This window comes from Anaerobacillus sp. ABA4_114, from assembly GCF_056159065.1.
Genome location: NZ_JBSWUM010000001.1, coordinates 1516593 through 1536123, shown reverse-complemented (window position 1 = coordinate 1536123; position 19531 = coordinate 1516593). Strand labels below are relative to the sequence as shown.

23 protein-coding genes, 1 tRNA gene, 1 pseudogene and 1 riboswitch are annotated in these 19531 nt (G+C 39.7%); of the genes and pseudogenes, 5 read left to right on the top strand and 20 right to left on the bottom strand.

Features of this window, described 5'->3' with window-relative positions:
• Positions 1–156 precede the first annotated feature (156 nt).
• Positions 157–231: transfer RNA gene (locus ACXAEY_RS07660), tRNA-Gln, on the top strand.
• Between the two features lie 3 nt (positions 232–234).
• Here the strand turns inward: ACXAEY_RS07660 and ACXAEY_RS07655 are convergent.
• Complete coding sequence (locus tag ACXAEY_RS07655; protein ID WP_270179260.1) at positions 235–618, bottom strand: Spx/MgsR family RNA polymerase-binding regulatory protein; 384 nt, start codon at positions 616–618, stop codon at positions 235–237.
• Positions 619–865: 247 nt separating this feature from the next.
• Between ACXAEY_RS07655 and ACXAEY_RS07650 the strand changes: the two genes are divergently transcribed.
• Positions 866–1111, top strand: a complete 246-nt coding sequence (locus tag ACXAEY_RS07650; RefSeq protein ID WP_270179261.1) for a DUF2626 family protein — start codon at positions 866–868, stop codon at positions 1109–1111.
• Between the two features lie 47 nt (positions 1112–1158).
• Here ACXAEY_RS07650 and ACXAEY_RS07645 read toward each other — a convergent pair whose 3' ends face one another.
• Positions 1159–2232: an SAM-dependent methyltransferase gene (locus ACXAEY_RS07645; RefSeq protein WP_474811145.1), complete on the bottom strand. Its 1074-nt coding sequence runs from the start codon at positions 2230–2232 to the stop codon at positions 1159–1161.
• Positions 2233–2235: 3 nt separating this feature from the next.
• A complete protein-coding gene (locus tag ACXAEY_RS07640) occupies positions 2236–2877 on the bottom strand; it encodes an MBL fold metallo-hydrolase (RefSeq protein ID WP_474811143.1) in 642 nt (213 codons plus the stop codon).
• A gap of 76 nt (positions 2878–2953) precedes the next feature.
• On the opposite strand from ACXAEY_RS07640, the gene ACXAEY_RS07635 reads away from it, so the two are divergent.
• Together ACXAEY_RS07635 and ACXAEY_RS07630 are read left to right on the top strand one after the other, a co-directional pair.
• Positions 2954–3430, top strand: a complete 477-nt coding sequence (locus tag ACXAEY_RS07635; RefSeq protein WP_474811141.1) for a hypothetical protein — start codon at positions 2954–2956, stop codon at positions 3428–3430.
• A 151-nt stretch (positions 3431–3581) separates the two neighbouring features.
• Positions 3582–3767, top strand: a complete 186-nt coding sequence (locus tag ACXAEY_RS07630) for a DUF2759 domain-containing protein (RefSeq protein ID WP_224878389.1) — start codon at positions 3582–3584, stop codon at positions 3765–3767.
• A 26-nt stretch (positions 3768–3793) separates the two neighbouring features.
• On the opposite strand, the gene ACXAEY_RS07625 is transcribed toward ACXAEY_RS07630, so the two are convergent.
• From ACXAEY_RS07625 to ACXAEY_RS07555, 15 genes and pseudogenes are all read right to left on the bottom strand, one after another.
• Positions 3794–4099 (bottom strand): MTH1187 family thiamine-binding protein, encoded by a 306-nt coding sequence (locus ACXAEY_RS07625; RefSeq protein WP_474811139.1) that lies wholly within the window; start codon positions 4097–4099, stop codon positions 3794–3796.
• A 1-nt stretch (position 4100) separates the two neighbouring features.
• Positions 4101–4871 carry an ABC transporter permease gene (locus tag ACXAEY_RS07620; RefSeq protein WP_270179266.1) on the bottom strand — a complete coding sequence of 257 codons (771 nt, stop codon included), beginning with the start codon at positions 4869–4871 and terminating at the stop codon, positions 4101–4103.
• Positions 4872–4874: 3 nt separating this feature from the next.
• Positions 4875–5570 carry an ABC transporter ATP-binding protein gene (locus tag ACXAEY_RS07615; protein WP_474811137.1) on the bottom strand — a complete coding sequence of 232 codons (696 nt, stop codon included), beginning with the start codon at positions 5568–5570 and terminating at the stop codon, positions 4875–4877.
• Between the two features lie 93 nt (positions 5571–5663).
• Positions 5664–6479: a bifunctional hydroxymethylpyrimidine kinase/phosphomethylpyrimidine kinase gene (thiD, locus tag ACXAEY_RS07610; RefSeq protein WP_474811135.1), complete on the bottom strand. Its 816-nt coding sequence runs from the start codon at positions 6477–6479 to the stop codon at positions 5664–5666.
• A gap of 16 nt (positions 6480–6495) precedes the next feature.
• Complete coding sequence (gene thiO, locus ACXAEY_RS07605) at positions 6496–7596, bottom strand: glycine oxidase ThiO (RefSeq protein ID WP_474811133.1); 1101 nt, start codon at positions 7594–7596, stop codon at positions 6496–6498.
• 15 nt (positions 7597–7611) lie between these two features.
• Positions 7612–8391: a thiazole synthase gene (locus tag ACXAEY_RS07600; protein WP_474811132.1), complete on the bottom strand. Its 780-nt coding sequence runs from the start codon at positions 8389–8391 to the stop codon at positions 7612–7614.
• Complete coding sequence (gene thiS / locus ACXAEY_RS07595; protein ID WP_270179271.1) at positions 8388–8585, bottom strand: sulfur carrier protein ThiS; 198 nt, start codon at positions 8583–8585, stop codon at positions 8388–8390. The genes ACXAEY_RS07600 and thiS overlap by 4 nt, the downstream gene beginning before the upstream one ends.
• Positions 8569–9219: a thiamine phosphate synthase gene (gene thiE, locus ACXAEY_RS07590; RefSeq protein ID WP_270179272.1), complete on the bottom strand. Its 651-nt coding sequence runs from the start codon at positions 9217–9219 to the stop codon at positions 8569–8571. Before thiE ends, thiS begins: the two co-directional genes overlap by 17 nt.
• A 73-nt stretch (positions 9220–9292) precedes the next feature.
• Positions 9293–9409: riboswitch (TPP riboswitch) on the bottom strand.
• A gap of 50 nt (positions 9410–9459) precedes the next feature.
• Complete coding sequence (locus ACXAEY_RS07585) at positions 9460–10647, bottom strand: M14 family metallopeptidase (RefSeq protein ID WP_270179273.1); 1188 nt, start codon at positions 10645–10647, stop codon at positions 9460–9462.
• Between the two features lie 111 nt (positions 10648–10758).
• Positions 10759–12642, bottom strand: a complete 1884-nt coding sequence (locus tag ACXAEY_RS07580) for an LTA synthase family protein (RefSeq protein WP_270179274.1) — start codon at positions 12640–12642, stop codon at positions 10759–10761.
• Between the two features lie 288 nt (positions 12643–12930).
• A pseudogene (locus ACXAEY_RS07575) lies at positions 12931–13897 on the bottom strand (ROK family glucokinase).
• Positions 13898–13925: 28 nt separating this feature from the next.
• Positions 13926–14675, bottom strand: a complete 750-nt coding sequence (gene nfsA, locus ACXAEY_RS07570) for an oxygen-insensitive NADPH nitroreductase (protein ID WP_474811129.1) — start codon at positions 14673–14675, stop codon at positions 13926–13928.
• Positions 14659–14874: a YqgQ family protein gene (locus tag ACXAEY_RS07565; RefSeq protein ID WP_270179276.1), complete on the bottom strand. Its 216-nt coding sequence runs from the start codon at positions 14872–14874 to the stop codon at positions 14659–14661. The genes nfsA and ACXAEY_RS07565 overlap by 17 nt, the downstream gene beginning before the upstream one ends.
• Before the next feature lie 94 nt (positions 14875–14968).
• Complete coding sequence (locus ACXAEY_RS07560; protein ID WP_270179277.1) at positions 14969–16432, bottom strand: spore germination protein; 1464 nt, start codon at positions 16430–16432, stop codon at positions 14969–14971.
• A 106-nt stretch (positions 16433–16538) separates the two neighbouring features.
• Positions 16539–17591, bottom strand: coding sequence for a M42 family metallopeptidase (locus tag ACXAEY_RS07555; protein ID WP_474811126.1), 1053 nt, complete (start codon positions 17589–17591; stop codon positions 16539–16541).
• A 108-nt stretch (positions 17592–17699) separates the two neighbouring features.
• Here ACXAEY_RS07555 and ACXAEY_RS07550 point away from each other — a divergent pair, with 108 nt between their 5' ends.
• Positions 17700–18602 carry a hypothetical protein gene (locus ACXAEY_RS07550; RefSeq protein WP_474811124.1) on the top strand — a complete coding sequence of 301 codons (903 nt, stop codon included), beginning with the start codon at positions 17700–17702 and terminating at the stop codon, positions 18600–18602.
• A gap of 1 nt (position 18603) precedes the next feature.
• On the opposite strand, the gene ACXAEY_RS07545 is transcribed toward ACXAEY_RS07550, so the two are convergent.
• The gene (locus tag ACXAEY_RS07545; protein ID WP_474811122.1) at positions 18604–19311 is read right to left on the bottom strand and encodes an HAD family hydrolase; all 708 of its coding nucleotides are present in this window, start codon (positions 19309–19311) and stop codon (positions 18604–18606) included.
• 40 nt (positions 19312–19351) lie between these two features.
• Positions 19352–19525, bottom strand: coding sequence for a hypothetical protein (locus tag ACXAEY_RS07540; RefSeq protein WP_270179281.1), 174 nt, complete (start codon positions 19523–19525; stop codon positions 19352–19354).
• Positions 19526–19531: the final 6 nt, after the last annotated feature.

The window sequence follows — 19531 nt, the reverse complement described above, 5'->3', positions numbered from 1 at the left end:
TGCATATCGCTGTGACATAGATTATGTTTCATCGTATTCAAGAAACTGGTTGGACATTACCGTTTTTTCTATTTTTGGTCCAAGTAATTAAAATAACTCCAAAATAAATGTATAAGTTTTTACTATAGGCTCATACTAACATTTGTAAACAGGCATTGGGCTATAGCCAAGCGGTAAGGCAACGGACTTTGACTCCGTCATGCGTTGGTTCGAATCCAGCTAGCCCAGCCAATTTTATGATACTACTGCGAAACTTTTCTTTCGCTGGTTTAAATTCTGTAATTCAGATTTATTGTATCCAACAATAAGTTTTTTTCCATTTGTTACGATTGGTCTTCTTAGTAATTTTGGTTCATTATGCATCAATTCGAGCATCTCAGTCACAGTTAGGTCTTCGATGTTCATATCGAGCTTTTTGAATGATGTGCTTCTTTTTGCTAGGATTTCTTCTATGCCTTCTGTTGACATCGTGATAATTTGCTTCAACTCGTCAATAGTAGGTGTATCCTTAAATAAATGTCTTTCTTCGAAATCAACATGATTTTCCTTTAGCCAAGCTTTCGTTTTCCTACATGATGTACAGCTTGGATACGTATAAAATAATAATTTATCTTCCATTTTATTTCTCCCCTTTTCATTTTTTCGCGTTAAGTAACTCTACCCAAATTATACAACTATTAAACAAATATTGTACAAGAAAATGATTTGTAATTTTAATAACGATTTGGGATAATAAATTGGAACCCTTTACAAGGGTAGGATGTACTCGACACAAATTTGCCATGAGGCTAGCATTTACTTTTTATCAACAACTCATATATAATACGATATGTATGGGAATGAACGAGCAAGGGAGGAACTTCTTATGCCTAGAATGTACAAAGTATTGGCTTTCTGGACAGGTATCTTCTCACTGATGGGTTTTGTCGGTGGTATGCCTGTAGTCGGACTGCTTTTCCTTGGTCAGGCCGGCATGTTTTTTGCGTTAAGTCTTTTGAACTTAACTGAACGTACTTATCTTTATATTTTCGGTGTATACTTAACGTTATTTATGGTCGGTTTTTCCTACTGGTCAGTGTTTATGATGACACCAGGCTCTGGCGGTCATTAATTAAAGCAACGAAAAAGACGATGCATGTGCATCGTCTTTTTCGTTGCTTACTTTTGCTGCACGACAACCTGAAATTGATTCATTTGTGACAGCCAGTTTACAGCTCTATTTTTTTTGTGTACAGGGGAAAATGGATCATTCTCTCGGTTATCTTCAACGAAATCCAGCAGGCCATGATTAACGAGAAAGCGCCCCTGTACCTCACATTCAAGACATCTAAAATGATGTTCTTCACCGATCCTCCTCAAAGCATCTAACGGTATGTGAGTCGTTAAATCCATTTCACCTATATTTTCTAGAGGGTTTTGAACGAGCTGATGTTTATAATAACCTCTTAAGCTCCCTGAGCTTCTTGCTGGATGATTCCACTCGTCATCTGTGTAGCCGTAATCGATCGTATAGATTCGCCCTTTCTTCATCCAATTAGCAATGGAGATAAACCAACTCATCATATAAAGAGGGACCTCTATTCTTTGCCCTTCGTTCATTAGGAAGCCATAGTTTTCTATCCAAATTAAGATAGCTGAATCTGTACAAGGTTTGTATACCTCGATTAACTTTCCATCAATCTCGGATAGCCCAATTAGAACTTCGTACAACATCCCGTTCTTTTTCTCAACCACTCTGACTGGAAAAGCATCTAGTAACTCATTTGAAAAGATGATGCCTTCGAATGATTTGAGTGCGCTCTTTAACTCTTCGATCGAGCTGTAAACCATAACTTTATCGAGGTTCTTCGTTTTATTCTCAATGATTTTTCTATGATATGGACTTGTCTCGACTACATAGTACGTAAGACGTTTGTACAGTTCCTTATCGAACGATTGTATCTCATCAAGGCATGAGAGCAGAAATTCACCTTCTCCTGCTCCAATCTCAACGATTGAGGGATGTAGTACATCTGTTTCAATCGCTGTTGCAAGAGCTCTTCCCATAACACGACTAAATACCTCATGTACCCCAGGAGAAGTGTAGAAATCTCCTGCTTTACCAGTCTTTTTACGGTTAGTTCCATAATACCCTTCTTCGTCGTACAAGCTTATTTCCATAAACCGTTCATAAGAGATTGCTTTTTCAGTAGAGTTAGCTATTTCTGACTTAATCTTAGTTAAAATTGACATATCTCATAGGGTAAAACCATTTAAAAACGGATTATTCATCATTTCGTCCTCGATTGTCGTAGCAGGACCATGACCTGACGCTACAATCGTACTCTCAGGCAACTTTAGAAGACGGCTATGTATACTCTCGATCAACTGCTCATGGTTTCCTAATGGAAGATCCGTACGGCCGATACTTCCCTGGAAAAGTGCGTCTCCTGAAAACACAACGCCAAGCTCTTTGAAATGAAAAGATACACTCCCTGGAGAATGTCCCGGTGTTTCATATATATCAGTACTAAACGATCCGACAGTTAACGATTGTTCTTGCTGAATAAGATTGTCAGCTGGTTTCGCGACGATATCTTCTACCATTGGGAACAGTGAAGAACCATTCAATTTCGGATCTTCAAGCCACTTCGCTTCCGCTTTGTGTAAATAGACCGGAATACGATATTGGTTGCGAATAAAATCAACTGCTCCGATATGATCGAAATGAGCATGCGTGAGTAACACTGCAATAGGCTTCAGTCCTAGAGATTCAATTTCTCCTGAAATCTTACGCCCTTCTGCTCCTGGGTCGATGATGAGAGCTTCTTTCTTTTCGTTCCATACTATTGCTGCGTTAGCCTGTACAGGACCAACCGCTATCTGTTTCCAATTCATTCAAATCGCCTCCATTGAAAGTTTATGTTACTTATTCTACACTATAAAAAACTCGATTTAAAAGGAGATGTACGAGATGTCTATCGTTTATGGAGTCGAATTGATCCCTCCTTCTGGTGCTTTGCCAGGTCTCATTTCTCAGCTTGTAAAAAAAACAGGTGAACTCGTTCATGCGATCGACCGTGATGGAAAGCTCGTCATTGTATCTCATGAAGAAGAAGCTAGCTTGCTAGCAGAATTCTATGACTCAAAACATGCATTTGGTGAAACATATACGCTCATCAGGTTATCCGAATCATGTAGAACGACCCCTCAACTACCTGACTATGGATTTACTTCTCAAAACAACAGGCATTATTTATACGAAGATATGGTAACAGCATTTTCTATTGAAAGAGGGGATGAAGAACAAATTGAAATGGCGCTTCTCCAAATTGAAGAACATCTCATTGCTTCTGACAACAATGTGTTTTATGTAGACGTTATGCAAAAAGAGTTGATGGAAGGCATCGCAAGGGCTTACCAAATCGAGCTAACATTTTTGAAGGAATGACGCCTCGACAAATCATAAGAAAACGGTTAAAATAATAAAGGACTTATGTACATATCCATTAAAGTTAAAATTTGTTCAGATTTAACCATGCCATATCATCCTAAATTAAGGGTATACTGATAATGATTGCATGGATAAGGAGGTATTCCGGATGGGTTTAGCAATTATTTTTGCATTCGTCACGTTATTTTCTGTTTGGGGCTTATTACGTTCCTTTCGTGAAAAAAACTTTATGGGCCTTGCCTTTGCAGGTTTAACTGTTCTAGTTTTTGGCGCATTTACCGTTGCTACAATGATCGATGTTCTCTTCGGATCTGGAGGCGGCGGAGGCCACTAAAAAAACAGCCATTTGGCTGTTTTTTTTTAGTTTCTATGTCTATTTACTGACGCTAGTTTATCTTCCATCTTAACCTTCTTATCTCTTCGATCGTCTATTCGAATATTTGTTGCTACTCTTTCGATCCCTTGTTGAAATGGTGATTCATGGATCGCTTGAATGACCTCTAATAGATCTGACAACTCACCTTCGATCAGTGTACTCATAGGTGTCAAACGGTAACTAATCCGATCTGTATAAGAATCTAGGATATTTTGGACCTCAGCCACATATTTGCTAACACTTGGCTCTTTGGTTCCAATTGGAATAACTGTTACATCTACAATTGCCACATCAATCTCCTCCTCCAAGAGTTTGTAATTGCATATCATTGTTAAAGAAAAATCTATATGTAACAAGCGATATAATCATTGCACATATTGAAACACACGAAAAGATACTTATGGATACAACGATTTGATACCTAATTGCATCTATTGGAGAAGCTCCACCTAAAATAAGTCCAGTCATCATTCCGGGGAGCTGAACCAACCCGATTGTTTTCAGTGTATCTACGTTCGGAATCATTGATGCTCTGATTGTTTTTCGTATAATCATTTTGGACGCCTCTGCTGGCTTAGCTCCTAATGATAATGCTGCGAGGATTTTACCCCTGCCGTCATTGAATTCATTTTTCATTCTCTCAAATGCAAGCCCTGTAGCTACCATACTGTTCCCAATGATCATACCACTCATCGGAATAACCTGTTCTGATTTGAATGGGATAATATCGAATACAATCCAAACGGAAAGGACGAAAACCTCAATAATCAATAGAGAAACAAACGATAGCGTAAAGGCAAAAGGAACACCCTTACCTCGCTTAGCTGCCTGCAACGAGGCAATCACAAGCATGACGGTTACCCATAAGCCTACACCTTGCCAGTCTTCTAATGAGAACAATAAAGTAAGAACATAACCGATCAGAAATAATTGAACGACCCCTCGAAAAGATGACCATATCGCTGATTTACTTATTCCGAGCGAGAAATAATATGACATTGAGACAGGTATCATTACAAAAATAATCATGGTGAGAAGGGACAAATTTGATATCTCTGTCATACCTTAACCCTCAAGAAATCTCATAAGAGCTTCAGAAGTCGGATTATTAAATAACTCTTTAGAGTTCCCTTTTTCCTCAAGACTTCCCTCATTCATAAAGAGGGTGTACGTCCCAATTCTTTTCGCCTGTTTCAAATCATGCGTGATCATTACGATTGTCTTCCCTTCTTCAGTTACGAGGCAATCTAATAATTCTTCTATTAGTTCGACTGTTCTCATATCTAGCGCACTCGTTGCTTCATCGAGTAATAGCACATCAGGATCATTAGCAAGCGTCCTAGCTAACGCTACTCTTTGTTGTTCCCCACCAGAAAGATGTTCAACATCTTTCGTTAGCATGTCCTCAGGTAGATGGACTTTTTGTAATAGAGAAACGCCAAGTTTAGAATCCCAATCCTTTTTTAGTGAAGGACCGAACTTCAAATTATCCTCAACGGTACCATCGAATAAGTTAGCTTGCTGAAACACCATCCCCACTTTTCTTCTTAATTCGTCAATCGGATAGTCAGCCATCGGCCTCCCTTTGTAGGAAATTTCACCTTCTTCAGGATCCGTTAGGCGATTCAATAGCATGAGTAAACTACTCTTCCCAGAACCTGAAGGTCCAATAACCGTAGTTAACGTTCCTTCCATCAGTTCAAAATCAACATTCTTCACACGTTCATTTCTCACATTCTTTGCAGCGATTATTGGTTTCATTACTTGACCTTTCTTCAATAGAGTTATCATTATCGTTTATAACATATCCAGTTTCTATTCACCAGTTATAAGGGTTCAATAAAAATACCCACTTCAATAGGAGTGGGTATCAACGCTTTGATTTATTCGATAAGCAGCATGATTAGTAGGACCGATTCCACTACCTAGAGGAAGGGAATGCTGTATCGCAGAAGTAATAAATTCTTTCGCAACGGATACAGACTCAGAAATGGACTTTCCTTTTGCAAGTTCTGCTGCGATACAAGCCGAAAAGGTACAGCCGGTACCATGAGTGTGTTTCGTGTCGATCCTTTTAGATTCGTAGTAATAGTATTTTTGATCTACGTAAAGAACATCTACAGAATCCTTCCCATTCATATGGCCACCTTTGACTAACACTCCTTGACATCCGTAGTTAGTCAGTTCCATTGCCGCTTTTTCCATGTCTTCGATCGTTTGAATTTCCATACCGTTCAGTAACACCGAAGCTTCAGGAATATTTGGAGTAATAACGGAGGCTAACGGCAATAGGTCTGTTTTTAATGACTCAACTGCTTCTTTTTCTAAAAGCGTCGAACCTCCTTTTGCAATCATGACAGGGTCGATCACGAGGTTCGTTATGTTGTACTCTTTCAATTTCAAAGCAATGGTTTGGATGATTTCTGCAGAAAAGAGCATCCCTGTTTTGATCGCATCCGCTCCGATGTCCGATAATACTGCGTCGATTTGTTTCGATATCGCTTCTAAAGATTGTGGATAGATGCCATGAACACCTAGAGAGTTTTGGGCAGTTAGTGCAGTTATAACGCTCATCCCGTAGACATCTCTCTCTTGAAACGTCTTTAGATCAGCCTGAATCCCAGCTCCCCCTCCGCTATCAGACCCTGCAATCGTAAGTACTTTATACATTTCCTTTCATTCCTTTCTAAACGAACTGAAACCGTTCCGGTCTAAAGCTCTCGATTGGAATTTCTTGAGGCATTTCTTCGATTTCATTTGCGATGATTTCAGCCGTTACTGGACTGAGTAATATTCCATTACGGTAATGTCCTGATGCTATGAGGATTGATGGTTTTTCAATAACCTTTCCTATGATCGGAAAACCGTCCTGTGAGGCTGGCCTTAACCCTGCCCATTTATGAAACGGTCGTTCTTCCCTTAGATCAGGTAACACTTTTTTACTCCAAGATTCTAAACGGTTTATCCCATGCTCCGTAACACTAGTGTCAAAACCGGCAATATCTTCAGAAGCACCTGCAATTAGCGTTCCGTTCTCTTTTCCAACAAAATAACCTTGACTGGTAAACACGATATGACTTAATGATGGGCCATCATATGCACAAATCTGTCCTCTGATCGGAAAAACAGGTAATGAGCAATTTAGTCCTTTTTCCCAGTTCTGTGACCATGCTCCGGTTGCAAGCACAATAAAGTCACCTTTTATCAAACCTTTATCTGTGCTAACGAGGTGAGGCTCACCATCTACTAACTCTGCCTCGCCAGCATGTTCTATGATGCTAACACCAGCATTTCTGCATGCTTGAATCAATGCTTTTACATATCCCGGTGCATAGATATGACTTTCAGCAGGGCACCAAAGTGCAGCGTATACTTCGTCAGAGAGTAAAGGCTCCTTTTCTCTAGCTTCATCTCCTGATAACAAGTAGGATTGTATTCCATATTCACTTTGCCACCGTTTCTTTGCTTCTAGCGAAAGGAGATCGGCTTCATGAAAAATAGCATAAAGGCTTCCACAATTGCTAAATTCAAATGATTCATTCGATGATTGCATGATATGCTCGACCCAATCAGGGTATAGATTAAGGCTTCTTTGGCATAATTTAAAAAAATCATCAGGGTCTTCAGTTATCTCGGAATAAGGAGCAAGCATCCCAGCAGCAGCACCAGATGCTTGTCCACCACATACTCCCGATTCAATTACGGTAACTTCAAATCCTCGTTTCCTGCACTCATAAGCGATCGACAGGCCGATGACACCTCCACCAACTATTGAAACGCTAGCCATGCTTACAACACCCTTCTACTTCGAAATATAGTCGACCGTACTACTCGCAGTGGCATACTTTTTCTTAGGTATTCGACCTGATAAATAAGAAAGTCTTCCTGCCTTAATCGCGTGTTTTACTGCTTCAGCCATCTTGACCGGATTTCTTGCTTTTGCTATTGCCGTGTTTAACAGCACACCGTCGGCACCAAGCTCCATCGCCTTTGTTACATCTGCTGCGCTACCTAGTCCCGCATCAACGATGACAGGAACCGTCAACTCCTCTGTAATGAGTTCGATATTATATGGATTCAATATTCCTAGCCCAGTTCCGATGGGAGACCCGCCGGGCATGACTGCAGCTGCTCCAGCTTCCTGTAACCTGTAGCACAATGCTGGGTCATCCGATGTATATGGTAAGACTACAAATCCATCGTTCGCTAAGATCTCTGTCGCTTTTACTGTTTCGATTGGATCTGGCAATAGCGTCTTATCATTTCTGCTCACTTCAATCTTTATCCAGTTGCTCAACCCTGAAGATCTAGCTAATTTAGCAATTCTTACCGCTTCCTCAGCAGATGTAGCACCAGATGTATTGGGCAAGTATTGAAACGTTTTGTCACCCAAGTGCTGAAGAATCGCGTCCTCGTCAGGAGAGTTCAAATTGACTCTCCTGATTGCAAAGGTTAATACTTCAGCCTCTGAAGCTTCTATTGCCTGATTTTGTACAAAGGGATTTGGATACCTCCCTGTTCCTAGGAACAATCTAGAGTCGAATTGTTTTCCACCGATTGTTAGTACATCGTTCATATTCATCCACCTCCCACAAATTGAACAAGTTCAATTTTCATGCCATCTCTTAGCTCCGTATCGTCCCAACGGTCACGGTCTATAATCGTTCCATCTAATTCAGTCGCTACCAAACCTTTTTGTAACTGGAAGTGATGAACCACATCCGCCATAGTCGCTACTTCAAGGTCATACGTTTCGCCATTAATATGCAGTCTCATGATTAACCTCCTTTGAACGAATAATCTTATCAATGAATGCTTCACTAGTACCTTGAACGTTAGAGCTACCTACAACCTCACTAATTACACATATTCGGGACGCACCAGCACTCAAAACTTCCTCCACGTTATGGAGCTTGATTCCACCTATTGCAACAAACGGTATGGTAATTTCTGATGCAACGGCTTTAATGTAAGCTGTAGTCACTGGATCGACCACATCGCTTTTACTATTCGTTTTATAAACAGGTCCAGCTCCTATATAATCCGCACCCTCTTTTTCTGCAAGGCGCGCTTCCTCTATCTTGTGGGTAGAGATTCCTATGATTTTATCCGTACCTATAATTTGTCTCGCTACGCTTATCGGTAGATCATCCTGTCCTAGATGAACACCATCTGCATCTACAGCCAGTGCAACATCAATATGATCATTAACGATAAACGTTACATTGTGCTTACTTGTCAATTCACGGAGTATCCTGGCTTTTTCCAAAATCACCTTCTTGCTACTGTGCTTATCACGAAGTTGGATAATCTCAGCTCCGCCTAACATTGCCTCCTCCATCACATCATATAAACTTCTATCAGGATGAAATTCTTCACCGGTGATAACATATAGGTTAAAATCTTTCATTTTTATCCTTCCTTTCTCAGAAAAATATAAAAAGCCCTCATTCCGCGTATGGAATGAGGGCAGTTATCATATTAAATACCTCTACCGACTTCCCTACGCTGGTATAAACCAGATCAGGTTCAAGGGTATAGAAAGTATTGGTTTCCTATTCTCAGCCTACCCGAATACGTAGGCACCCCTAGTCAACAACTATTCAGTTCTCTTTCATTATGGCAAACAATCATAATGATGACAAGTAAATTACATATAGAGAGAGGATAGAAATATCCCTATCGTATCGTTATAAATCTTACCAAATTGACTTATAGGAAGCGGGTTTTCTCCCTTTCCTATCTCTACTGTAAAGCCTGGTCTTCTAAAATCTTGAATAAACCAATCTTTATAGCCTGCAAAACTATCAACATAGCGAATCGGGCGATAGCCACTCAACCTTGAATATTCAGTTACTAAAACTTCAGATTCAGGCGGCTCAAGACCTTCATATCCCCAAAAGATGACCTCTCCTTGAGAATGGAATGCAAGTGCTCGGTCAAAATTCCTACGTTGTGAGAGTTCTGCAATTGCAATTGCTTCAGGCTCACTTAAAGGTTCATAACCAGGAAAATTTCTCGGTGATGGTTTCTTCGGCTTCCGTTCTGCCTCTATTTCCCATTTAGCAGGATACTGATTATTTAAATCTACACCTCGTATGTTCGCTTTCCAGCGATTAAAGTCTCCACTCCCATTATTTAGATCGTTCGCTAACGTGCGATATGGCTCTTCTTCTGGCAAGCCATCAATGACCAAGTTTACTCCATCAGGGTTTACCATCGGAACAATTGAAAGGGACGTAGAATCGTAAAGAGGTGGCAAGTAAACACCACTTAGCACCTGAGTGTTCGTAAGTGCCATTAAGTAATCGTTTAATAACTTCATCAATAGGGCTGTTGTCAGCCATTCATTTGCATGAAAGGCCCCATTCATATGGACTTTCTTGGAACCCACGCCTACTCGTAATTCCGGAATAGGCTTCCCCATAACAGACTCACCGATAACAGACCGTTTTATAAACGGATAAACAGCTAACAGCTTTTGTATATCTTTTACCATCGTTTCATAAGTATAATTTTGCTCTGGATTCACAAGAGGCCAAATCATTCGAATGGGGACGTTTACTTTCTCTCCAACTTGTAACGCGAAAGGATTGGCATCATTAATGAGTAAGATTCCATCCAGAGGCGCGTCATACCACAAAGCTATACTCCAGAGCGTATCTCCCTTTCGTATCGTATAGCTTTTCGTTACGTAGCCAGGTATATTGATCATATCTCCTATGACTAGCCGATTTGGATCAACGCTTTCATTGCTATCGATGATAAGCTGCATTGGTATTTGAAATACTCTGCTATACTTCCACATTGTATCTCCACTCTTCACTCTTACTCTCATATCCAATCCCTCCACCCTAGAAGCCTTCATACTATGCTATGTAGAGAGCTCATCGTAGTATGCTAATAAACCAAAACAAAAGAACCATGCCCTGTGGGCATGGTTCTTTACTTACTGTTCTGTTTTTTCGCTTTCATCAGCGGGTTGTTCGTTGTTTTCACCAAAGAAACGAAGCAGATCGCCGTAGACGATTTTATCGGAATAGGCAAGATCCGTTTTAGCTTTCTCCATGTATGGTTCACAGGCAGCTTTATCCGTTTCCTCTCCAGTTTCTTTGTCATAACAAACGTTATTGGTATAAAGGTGGTCTTCGGTGATAAAGCTTCCGTCACGAAGAATTGTAAAGTTATCTTGCTTTTCTGCGAATAAATCGTTACCGAACTTAATCATATCTTTGGTTTCGATTCCGAGAAGGTGCATAATTGTTGGTTTCAGGTCAATTTGACCGCTTACCTGTTCCATCACTTCCCCTTCTTGACCAGGAATATGAACGACTAATGGTACTCGTTGTAATTGAGTGGTCTCAAATGGCGTGATTTCTTTACCAAGGAATTCTCCCATTGCCTTGTTGTGGTTCTGAGAAATTCCATAGTGGTCTCCATACAATACGAAGATTGAGTCTTCATATAGCCCTTCTTCTTTCATGCGTTCGAAAAACTTCTTAAGTGCTTCATCCTGATATCTTACAGTCGTGAAGAAACGATTCACTGTTCCATCATCAGAAGTCCACTCTGGAATGTACTCATCTTCTTTTTCAAGTGTAAAAGGAAAATGGTTTGTGAGCGTGATGTACTTTGCATAGTAAGGTTCAGGCATTGTCTTCAAATATTTAATCGACTGATCAAAGAAGTACTCATCTTTCAGTCCCCACCCGATCGAGTTTTCAGGAGTTACAGAAAAATCATTGATGTCATAGAACTTGTCATATTTAAGAGCATCATACATAACATCACGGTTCCAGAAACTCTTGTTGTTTGCGTGGAACACTGAACTGTAGTAACCTTCTTCACTTAAAACCTCAGGGCTAGCATTGTATTCATTTCCAGAATGTGTAAAGAAAACCGCTCCACTTGGAAGTCCGTACAAGGAGTTTTCAACAATAAATTCTGAATCAGATGTTTTCCCCTGTGCTGTTTGGTGATAAAAGTTAGGGAAATAATAGCTATCTTCAATTAGATCATTAAGGAAAGGTGTGATTTCCTTACCATCTACTTCTTCGTTAACAACGAAGGTTTGTGTAGATTCGAGTGAAACGAGGATAACGTTTTTACCTTCTGCTTTTCCAAACATTTCTGGGTTTGGTTCGACGTGATTGGCTTTGACATAGTTTTCAATATCCACAATCTCACTGCCATCTGCAAAAGCACGCTGCGCTTTTGCTTTAGACTGGAGAACAGCATCGTAAACATGGTAGTTAAATGTTCCGATATATTTAATAAGCATTTCACGGTCAAATGTACGTGTTAACAGTTGTGGACGTTCTGTCTCTGCAAGACCTACGTTGACTGCGAAAAGCGCAATTGCACTTGCGAAAACAATAGCGATTTCTTTCTTCTTCACTTCAAATGTTTTTGTCTTACGTACCATGAGGTAAACAGCTAACACAATGATATCAAGGAAGAGGAAGAAGTCATATCCACTTACGAGCTCCGTAATACTGTTTCCAAGTTCACCCATGTTATTTGTTTGGAATAACAATGGGATCGTGATGAAGTCTGTAAACTCACGATAATAAACGACGTTAGCGAATAATATGAAAGAACCAATGAAATCGATTATTAGTAGAACTCTGTTTCTATACTTAGGAGATGCGAATAAAGCAAAACCTAGGAACAATAGAATAGAGCTTAATGGATTCAGAAAGAGGATAATCCCTTCCATTTTATTCTCTGTTTCAATGTTAAAAGCAAATTCATATACAAAATACGTTTTAATCCAAAGCATAATTGCTACAATAAAGAAAAATGAATATTTGTTTTGTAGCTTTTTCATCATTTACTTAGTACCTCCTTAGTTGGCTATAAGGAAAGAGCTACCATCTGTTTCGTTATCAACCATACATAAACGATATGATAGTACGTTTTTGGAAATAATTCAACTACCTTTTCTCCTTATTTTCCTCCAAAATCTGCGTTTTCATTTAAAAACTTGTCTTTTCCCTACTAATAATAACGATTCATCCGAATAAAAAGTTTCAATTTGGGTTATTTTACATAAAAAAAAGAGGTCTTATTGTTCAGACCTCATTAATTCCCGGTAATGTTAAGGATTAAACATGTTTTATCAGGACTTTTGCATAAGCTTCGTCTTGACTAACCAAGCGCCACCAATGACGCCAGCATCATTTCCTAACGTTGCAATTGCAAAATCAGCACCTTCTTTTACACGTGGAAGTGCAAATTTATCGAATTCTTCTTTTAATGGTAAAAGCAATGTATCTCCAGCTTTAGACACGCCTCCGCCTATCACGATCTTCGACGGATTTAAAGCATTCGCAAGGTTAGCGATCGCCAAGTCCTAGATGAGATGTAGTGAAGGTTACGACTTCTGTTGCATGAGCATCACCTGCTCGATACGCGTCAAAAACGTCACGTGCCGTAATTTCTCCGCTTATTTTATGTAAGGATCCTTCTGGATGTTCATCCATCGTTTCGAGCGCTGTTCTGACAACACCGGTAGCAGATGCAATCGTTTCTAGACACCCTTTCTTTCCACAGTTACACTGAACGCCACCATCAACGATCGATGTAATATGACCAATCTCTCCAGCCATACCATTCGTTCCATGAATAATTTCTCCACCAGAGATAATTCCTCCACCTACCCCAGTCCCAAGGGTTACACATAAGAGATCTCTTGCTCCATCTCCTGCTCCTCGCCACATTTCACCAAGAGCAGCTATGTTGGCATCATTATCAATGATTACTGGTAGCCCCGTTTCCATCTCAAGCTTGTCTTTCAAAGGAAAATCTCTCCAGCCGATGTTCACCGCATGATAAATAAATCCAGTTTCCATTTCAATAAAGCCAGGGGCTCCCATACCGATTCCGATAAAATGACTATTCGGTAAGCCCAATTCTTCCATCTTATCATCCAAAGCTCTAGCGATATGTGTCGTTATATGACGCCCTTCTTCACTTTTATCAGTAGGAATCTCCCATTTATGCTGTATTTCCCCATAATAATTAATAAATGCTAATTTTATTGTTGTGCCTCCAAGGTCCACTCCGATAAACCATTTCTTTTCCACCATCATCATCCACCTTTTTCTCTCTGTCTTATTTTAACGGAAAACCTTTTTTCTGTAGAAACTCTTTCATATAAGTTCGAACGGGATTTGCTAACTTATTTGCCATGAGAGAAGTCCACCCAGCCTTACGCTGCCCCTGTGTTCTCTCTTCATAATAAGAAGAAATTGTTTCATCATATTCCTTCAATCCATTTATGAACGCTTGTTTGTTAGGTTCGTATTCGTCAACGTGATAAACATTTCGCATGGGCAATCGCGGCTTTTTATCTGGTGTTTGTTCTGGATAACCTACGCAAAGACCAAATAAAGGAATCACTTTGGAAGGAAGGTTTAGAAGCTCACTTACTTCACTTAGTGAATTTCGAAGTCCGCCGATATAGCATATGCCTAGACCCATAGATTCAGCAGCGATCGTGGCATTTTGAGCAGCCAATGACGCATCGATCAAGCCAACCATAAATTTCTCGGTTGATTCAGTTGTTTCTGTTACATCTATGTTATGAAGATTCGCTGCTTCATGGTGGCGATTGTAGTCAGCACAGAAGACAAAGAAATGACCATTCTTTTCAACATAACTCTGATTACCCGCTAATTCTGCTAGCTTTTTCTTCTTCATCTCATCTTTGACCCCAATGATTGAATACGCTTGAATATAGCTAGAAGTCGAGGCAGCTTGAGCCGATCGTACAATGGTGTAGATCTGTTCTTCTGTTAAAGGTTTGTTTTCAAATGCTCTGATAGAACGGTGTTCTAGTAGTGTTTCAATTGTTTGATTCATATTTGTCCCTCTCTTTAGTCATTTCAGCTTTAAGTATCATTCTTGCTTCGAGATACAAATCTTGATCAATCATTTTCATGTCATATAACTCGTGTAATTCTTCCTCCATCAGTTCAAGATCTCCTAGTCTGTTCCCAGTATAGACGAACATTCCGAACCTTTTTAGGAGCTGTTGTACTTCAAAGACTGTTTTTTTCATTTTACTCACCAGTTTTATTATAGCAATCCACACCCTCAAGTAAAATGATTCCGCACAAATAAAAGGCATTCTCTCTTAAGAGAATGCCTAATTATCACCGATCTGGGTCTTTCGGATGCAGTACGGTTGGTCTTCTGTTCTTAATCGGCATTGGAGAACGTAGGATAACATCTCGAAATGCACGGTAAGAAAACGGAATGAACGGCCATAGATAGGGAATATGGAATGATTTTGTACGGATGAGCAGCAGAATCCATAGCGTGATTCCAATCGAAAATCCAACTACTCCAAAAGCGGCAGTCAAAATCAACAGTCCAATTCGGACGATACGGTTCGCAAGACTCAATTCATAAGAAGGTGTAGCGAATGTACCCATCGCAGCTAATGCTAAGTATAGAATGACTTCATTGATAAATAAACCAACTTCAACCGCAACCTGTCCGATAAGGATGGCAGCTACAAGACCAAGGGCTGTAGCAAGTGAAGAAGGGGTGTGTATCGTAGCCATCCTTAAAATATCGAGTCCGATCTCAATCATTAAGAATTGTAGGAAGATCGGTATGGTTCCTGTATCTTCAGTTCCAATAAACTGCAAGTTTTCACCGAGTAATTCAGGGTTCGATGCAAACAAATACCATAACGGCAAGATAAAAATACCTAGCCAAACAGCAAAAAAGCGAATCAGTCTTAGGTATGCACCCACTAACGGCTTTTGTCTGTATTCCTCCGAGTGTTGAAGGTGATGCCAAAACGTAGTTGGTGTGATCAATACACTAGGAGAACCATCTACGAAGATCAAAACATGTCCTTCATAAAGATGTACAGCTGCAGTGTCTGGGCGTTCTGTATACCTTACGAGAGGGTACGGATTCAAAGGACGACCACAGATAAACTCCTCAATGGTCTTCTCAGCCATCGGAATGCCATCTGTATCAATTTTTTCTAAAGAATCTTTAATTCGTTTCACAATTGAAGGATCCGCGATATCTTCTATATAACTGATACAGACATCCGTTTTAGAACGCCTTCCAACCTGCATATACTCCATCCTGAGCGTTTTGTCTCTCACTCTTCTTCTTGTTAGCGAAGTATTGAATACGATTGTTTCGACAAACCCATCTCTTGCGCCTCTTGTTACTCTTTCTAAGTCTGGTTCCTGAGGACCCCTTATTGGGTAAGTTCTAGCATCGATCATAATGATTTCATCAATCCCATCTACTACTAGAGCAGTAGGGCCTGATAACACCTGATCGATTACCGCATCAAGATCATTCTGTTTATCAATTTCTACGTAGGGTAAGTGAACCTGCATCAACTTTTCTAGTGGATCTGGCTCAAGCTGATCTGGATCTAACTGCGAAAGTAATTTCATCAAGTAATGTAGAATATCATCCTTCACAAAGCCATCTATTAAAAACATCGCCATGCTTCTACCTGCGTATTGTAAGTCAAGCTGAATAACATCAAAGCTTTTTCCGACACCGAGCTCTTTATGTAAATAGTTCACGTTATCTGCAAATGACTTCGTTACTGGGTTTTTAATTTTATCCTCAGACATACGTCCCCCTCCTCATATCCATATATCCATCATTAACCAATACCATATTGTGCATACATGAAGAATAATTGGGCACAAAAAAAATCAGCCGAAAGGGCTGATTTTCTTAATCGATCATCGAAGACTGGATGTATCGATATATTAATTCTGCTGTGTGAAGCATGGATGATTTGTGGGTGCGCTCATATGCGTGGGACGCATCGATTCCTGGACCGATAAGAGCATGTCGAATATCTGCTCCTGCACGTATAGCCGCGGATGCGTCTGACCCGTAATATGGATAGATATCTACTTTATAGTCAATATCGAAAGACTCTGCTAAATTCACTAATTGATTTCTAAGGCGATAATGATAGGGACCGCTTGAATCTTTTGCGCAAATGGAAACCGTATATTCATCTGACGATTGTCCATCACCCAAAGCCCCCATATCCACTGCTATGTATTCAATCGTCTCATGAGGAATGTTTGAGTTTCCACCGTAGCCTATTTCTTCATTGTTAGAGATAAGAAAATGTGTCGTATAAGGTAGGGTTATCTCTTCTTCTTTAACCTTCTTAATCGTTGCTAGAAGCAAAGCAACGCTCGCTTTGTCATCTAGGTGCCTTGACTTAATGAATCCACTTTCTGTTATTTGAACGCGAGGGTCAAACGATGTGAAGTCTCCTACGCTGATTCCGAGATTCAATACATCCTCTTTAGAGTGTACTTGCTCATCCAATCTAACTTCCATGTTTTTCTCGTCTCTTTTAATTTCACCGTTATTTTTATACACATGGACAGATGTTTGATGAAGTAAGATCGTTCCAGTATACCTCTTACCAGAGGACGTAATGATTTCACAATATTCCCCTTCGATGGCATTCCAACGAAAACCTCCGATTAATGATAATTGGAGTCGACCATCGCTCTTAATATCTTTTACCATCGCCCCTAAAGTATCAACATGAGCAGTTAGCATCCGATGTTTCGTCGTGTCTTTTCCTTCAATCGTTGTGAGAAGGCCACCTTTATTATTTCTCCTGCATGACATCCCTAATTCTTGCAGTCTTCCTTCAACCCAGCTGATGACTTCATCTGTATATCCTGATGGACTAGGGATACTGACTAGTTCCTCTGTCGTTTTCAATAATTCATCTGCATTAAATTGATTACCCATTTCGAATACTCCCTTTCCTATCCCAATAATCGTCATGCTTTTTACTCTACTAAAAATCAACATTCCATCATAGTATGATGACAAGCTTATTAATTTTGGAGGTTCAGGATGATTAAGAAAATACATTATATCATCATGCTTAGTATGATAGGTTTTTTTGCACTCATCCTCGTAAACACAAACAGTAATCCGGTGAGGGAAACATTCACTTATTTTCCTCCTGATCCAAACACAACGTTTGAGTCATCACAAACCTCTCTTTCCATCTTAACGCAGGAAGATGAAGATGAATACACGCTAAGCTTGAAAACAGAATCAAATTTGAGTGAAACAGCATACCTCAGGCAGGACATCACATTACTGTATGAAGAAGGACGCTTATTAGAAACGATGTCCAAGTGGGAAGAAAATGCCAAAAAGCTTACCAATCGAAAAAAAGTTAAGAGTGAAGATAGCGGTCATTACGAAGCGATCTCGTACCATTATGGTGAGATTCATTACCCTAATGATGTTATTAAAAGCGCACAAGCGATGAGCTATGATCAACTCTACGTGATTGATTCTCCGATGACACCACTCGAATCCTTCACAGTTCCAACCAGCAGTGAGGAGGAAGAGTGGAAAAAACTCTTAGATCACGCCACTTCACAACAGGCACAGATCGTATTTAAATCATTACTCGATCAGTTTCAGGTGAATCCAAGTGATTATTATATAATTCCATTAACAAAATTGCACAACTATCAAGATTCTCCTCTACCTGGTCTAACAAAGGCACAGTCGGTAGATGCGATCGGAGGAATATGGGAGGGGTTATATAAATACTATTTTCTTGGGATTCAGCCAGAAGAAGGTGAATTTGAAACACCTATAGGAAGTACGATTCCATATATCCTCCTTCACAAAGAATCACCATATTTATTAGTGCTTTATCAAACGAAAAGTGGTAAAAATGTTCAGCTCATACAATATCTTAATAAACCTATCATTAGAGAGCCTGATAAGAATTAGCTTAATATTTCTTTATCACAGTTGAAAGTTCTTGAAAGCTAATCACCTCAGGTACAGCTTTGTCTATTGATTTTGAAGCCGTTTGTCTTGAATTAAAGTAGATGACATCAAATCCAGCTTCTATAGCGGGATTGATGTCCTGACTCATGGAGTCTCCAATATATAAGTAGTTTCCTTTCGTTTCTTTAGCATAGTAGAAGAGTTGAAGATCTGGTTTTGCAATACCAACTTGTTCAGAAATATAAATATCTTCATCTTTGAACCATGTATCTAATCGTAACTCTTTGATTTTTGAACGCTGAACCTCATTAGAACCGTTCGTTATGATACCTAAGCGTACATGTTGATCTGAGAGTTCATTTAGAAGTCTTTCTGCACCTGGAAATAATTCTGCGAATGCTGCTACGTTGGCTTCATATTGATCTTGAAAGATGAGTGCTTCCTCATTAAATGTTGAGATATCGAATGTCTTATTAGCAGCTTGGAAGCGATTGATCTGATACGTTTCTCTCGTCCACTGTCCAGATTCATAGTACTCCCAATATTCATCACAGTAATGTTTAAAAACATCAAACCACTTATCAGGAGAAACAGATGCGTTTTTTCTAGTAAGCATTTCATCAGCACAATGCAGTATTGTTTTACGAAAAGCTTTCTCGTGATCATAGAGGGTATTATCTAAATCAAAATAAATATGTGTCCAATACATGTTTCCACCACCTAAAAAACCTCCGCCAGATGGCAGAGATTTAAGATAAAAACGAAGAGAACAGCTTTTTGCGAACACCTGGTATCTTCAATGAGTTCCCTACTACGAAACGTCTTACCATCGCAATGCCAAGTAAGCTGTTTACTATTCTATAACGGTATTCATAAATAACGATTACAAACGATAGCAACAAGATCAATCTAGATAGTTTCATGGTATA

Coding starts and splice junctions, on each gene's coding strand:
- ACXAEY_RS07635 (WP_474811141.1), top strand. CDS start 2,954: ATGTCTATCGTTTATGGAGTCGAATTGATCCCTCCTTCTGGTGCTTTG.
- ACXAEY_RS07565 (WP_270179276.1), bottom strand. CDS start 14,874: ATGAAAAAAACAGTCTTTGAAGTACAACAGCTCCTAAAAAGGTTCGGA.
- nfsA (WP_474811129.1), bottom strand. CDS start 14,675: ATGAATCAAACAATTGAAACACTACTAGAACACCGTTCTATCAGAGCA.
- ACXAEY_RS07650 (WP_270179261.1), top strand. CDS start 866: ATGCCTAGAATGTACAAAGTATTGGCTTTCTGGACAGGTATCTTCTCA.
- ACXAEY_RS07585 (WP_270179273.1), bottom strand. CDS start 10,647: ATGAGAGTAAGAGTGAAGAGTGGAGATACAATGTGGAAGTATAGCAGA.
- thiE (WP_270179272.1), bottom strand. CDS start 9,219: ATGAAAGATTTTAACCTATATGTTATCACCGGTGAAGAATTTCATCCT.
- ACXAEY_RS07640 (WP_474811143.1), bottom strand. CDS start 2,877: ATGAATTGGAAACAGATAGCGGTTGGTCCTGTACAGGCTAACGCAGCA.
- thiS (WP_270179271.1), bottom strand. CDS start 8,585: ATGAGACTGCATATTAATGGCGAAACGTATGACCTTGAAGTAGCGACT.
- ACXAEY_RS07550 (WP_474811124.1), top strand. CDS start 17,700: ATGATTAAGAAAATACATTATATCATCATGCTTAGTATGATAGGTTTT.
- ACXAEY_RS07540 (WP_270179281.1), bottom strand. CDS start 19,525: ATGAAACTATCTAGATTGATCTTGTTGCTATCGTTTGTAATCGTTATT.
- thiO (WP_474811133.1), bottom strand. CDS start 7,596: ATGGCTAGCGTTTCAATAGTTGGTGGAGGTGTCATCGGCCTGTCGATC.
- ACXAEY_RS07560 (WP_270179277.1), bottom strand. CDS start 16,432: ATGTCTGAGGATAAAATTAAAAACCCAGTAACGAAGTCATTTGCAGAT.
- ACXAEY_RS07620 (WP_270179266.1), bottom strand. CDS start 4,871: ATGACAGAGATATCAAATTTGTCCCTTCTCACCATGATTATTTTTGTA.
- ACXAEY_RS07630 (WP_224878389.1), top strand. CDS start 3,582: ATGGGTTTAGCAATTATTTTTGCATTCGTCACGTTATTTTCTGTTTGG.
- ACXAEY_RS07655 (WP_270179260.1), bottom strand. CDS start 618: ATGGAAGATAAATTATTATTTTATACGTATCCAAGCTGTACATCATGT.
- ACXAEY_RS07600 (WP_474811132.1), bottom strand. CDS start 8,391: ATGAATATGAACGATGTACTAACAATCGGTGGAAAACAATTCGACTCT.
- ACXAEY_RS07545 (WP_474811122.1), bottom strand. CDS start 19,311: ATGTATTGGACACATATTTATTTTGATTTAGATAATACCCTCTATGAT.
- ACXAEY_RS07645 (WP_474811145.1), bottom strand. CDS start 2,232: ATGTCAATTTTAACTAAGATTAAGTCAGAAATAGCTAACTCTACTGAA.
- thiD (WP_474811135.1), bottom strand. CDS start 6,479: ATGTATAAAGTACTTACGATTGCAGGGTCTGATAGCGGAGGGGGAGCT.
- ACXAEY_RS07615 (WP_474811137.1), bottom strand. CDS start 5,570: ATGAAACCAATAATCGCTGCAAAGAATGTGAGAAATGAACGTGTGAAG.
- ACXAEY_RS07580 (WP_270179274.1), bottom strand. CDS start 12,642: ATGATGAAAAAGCTACAAAACAAATATTCATTTTTCTTTATTGTAGCA.
- ACXAEY_RS07555 (WP_474811126.1), bottom strand. CDS start 17,591: ATGGGTAATCAATTTAATGCAGATGAATTATTGAAAACGACAGAGGAA.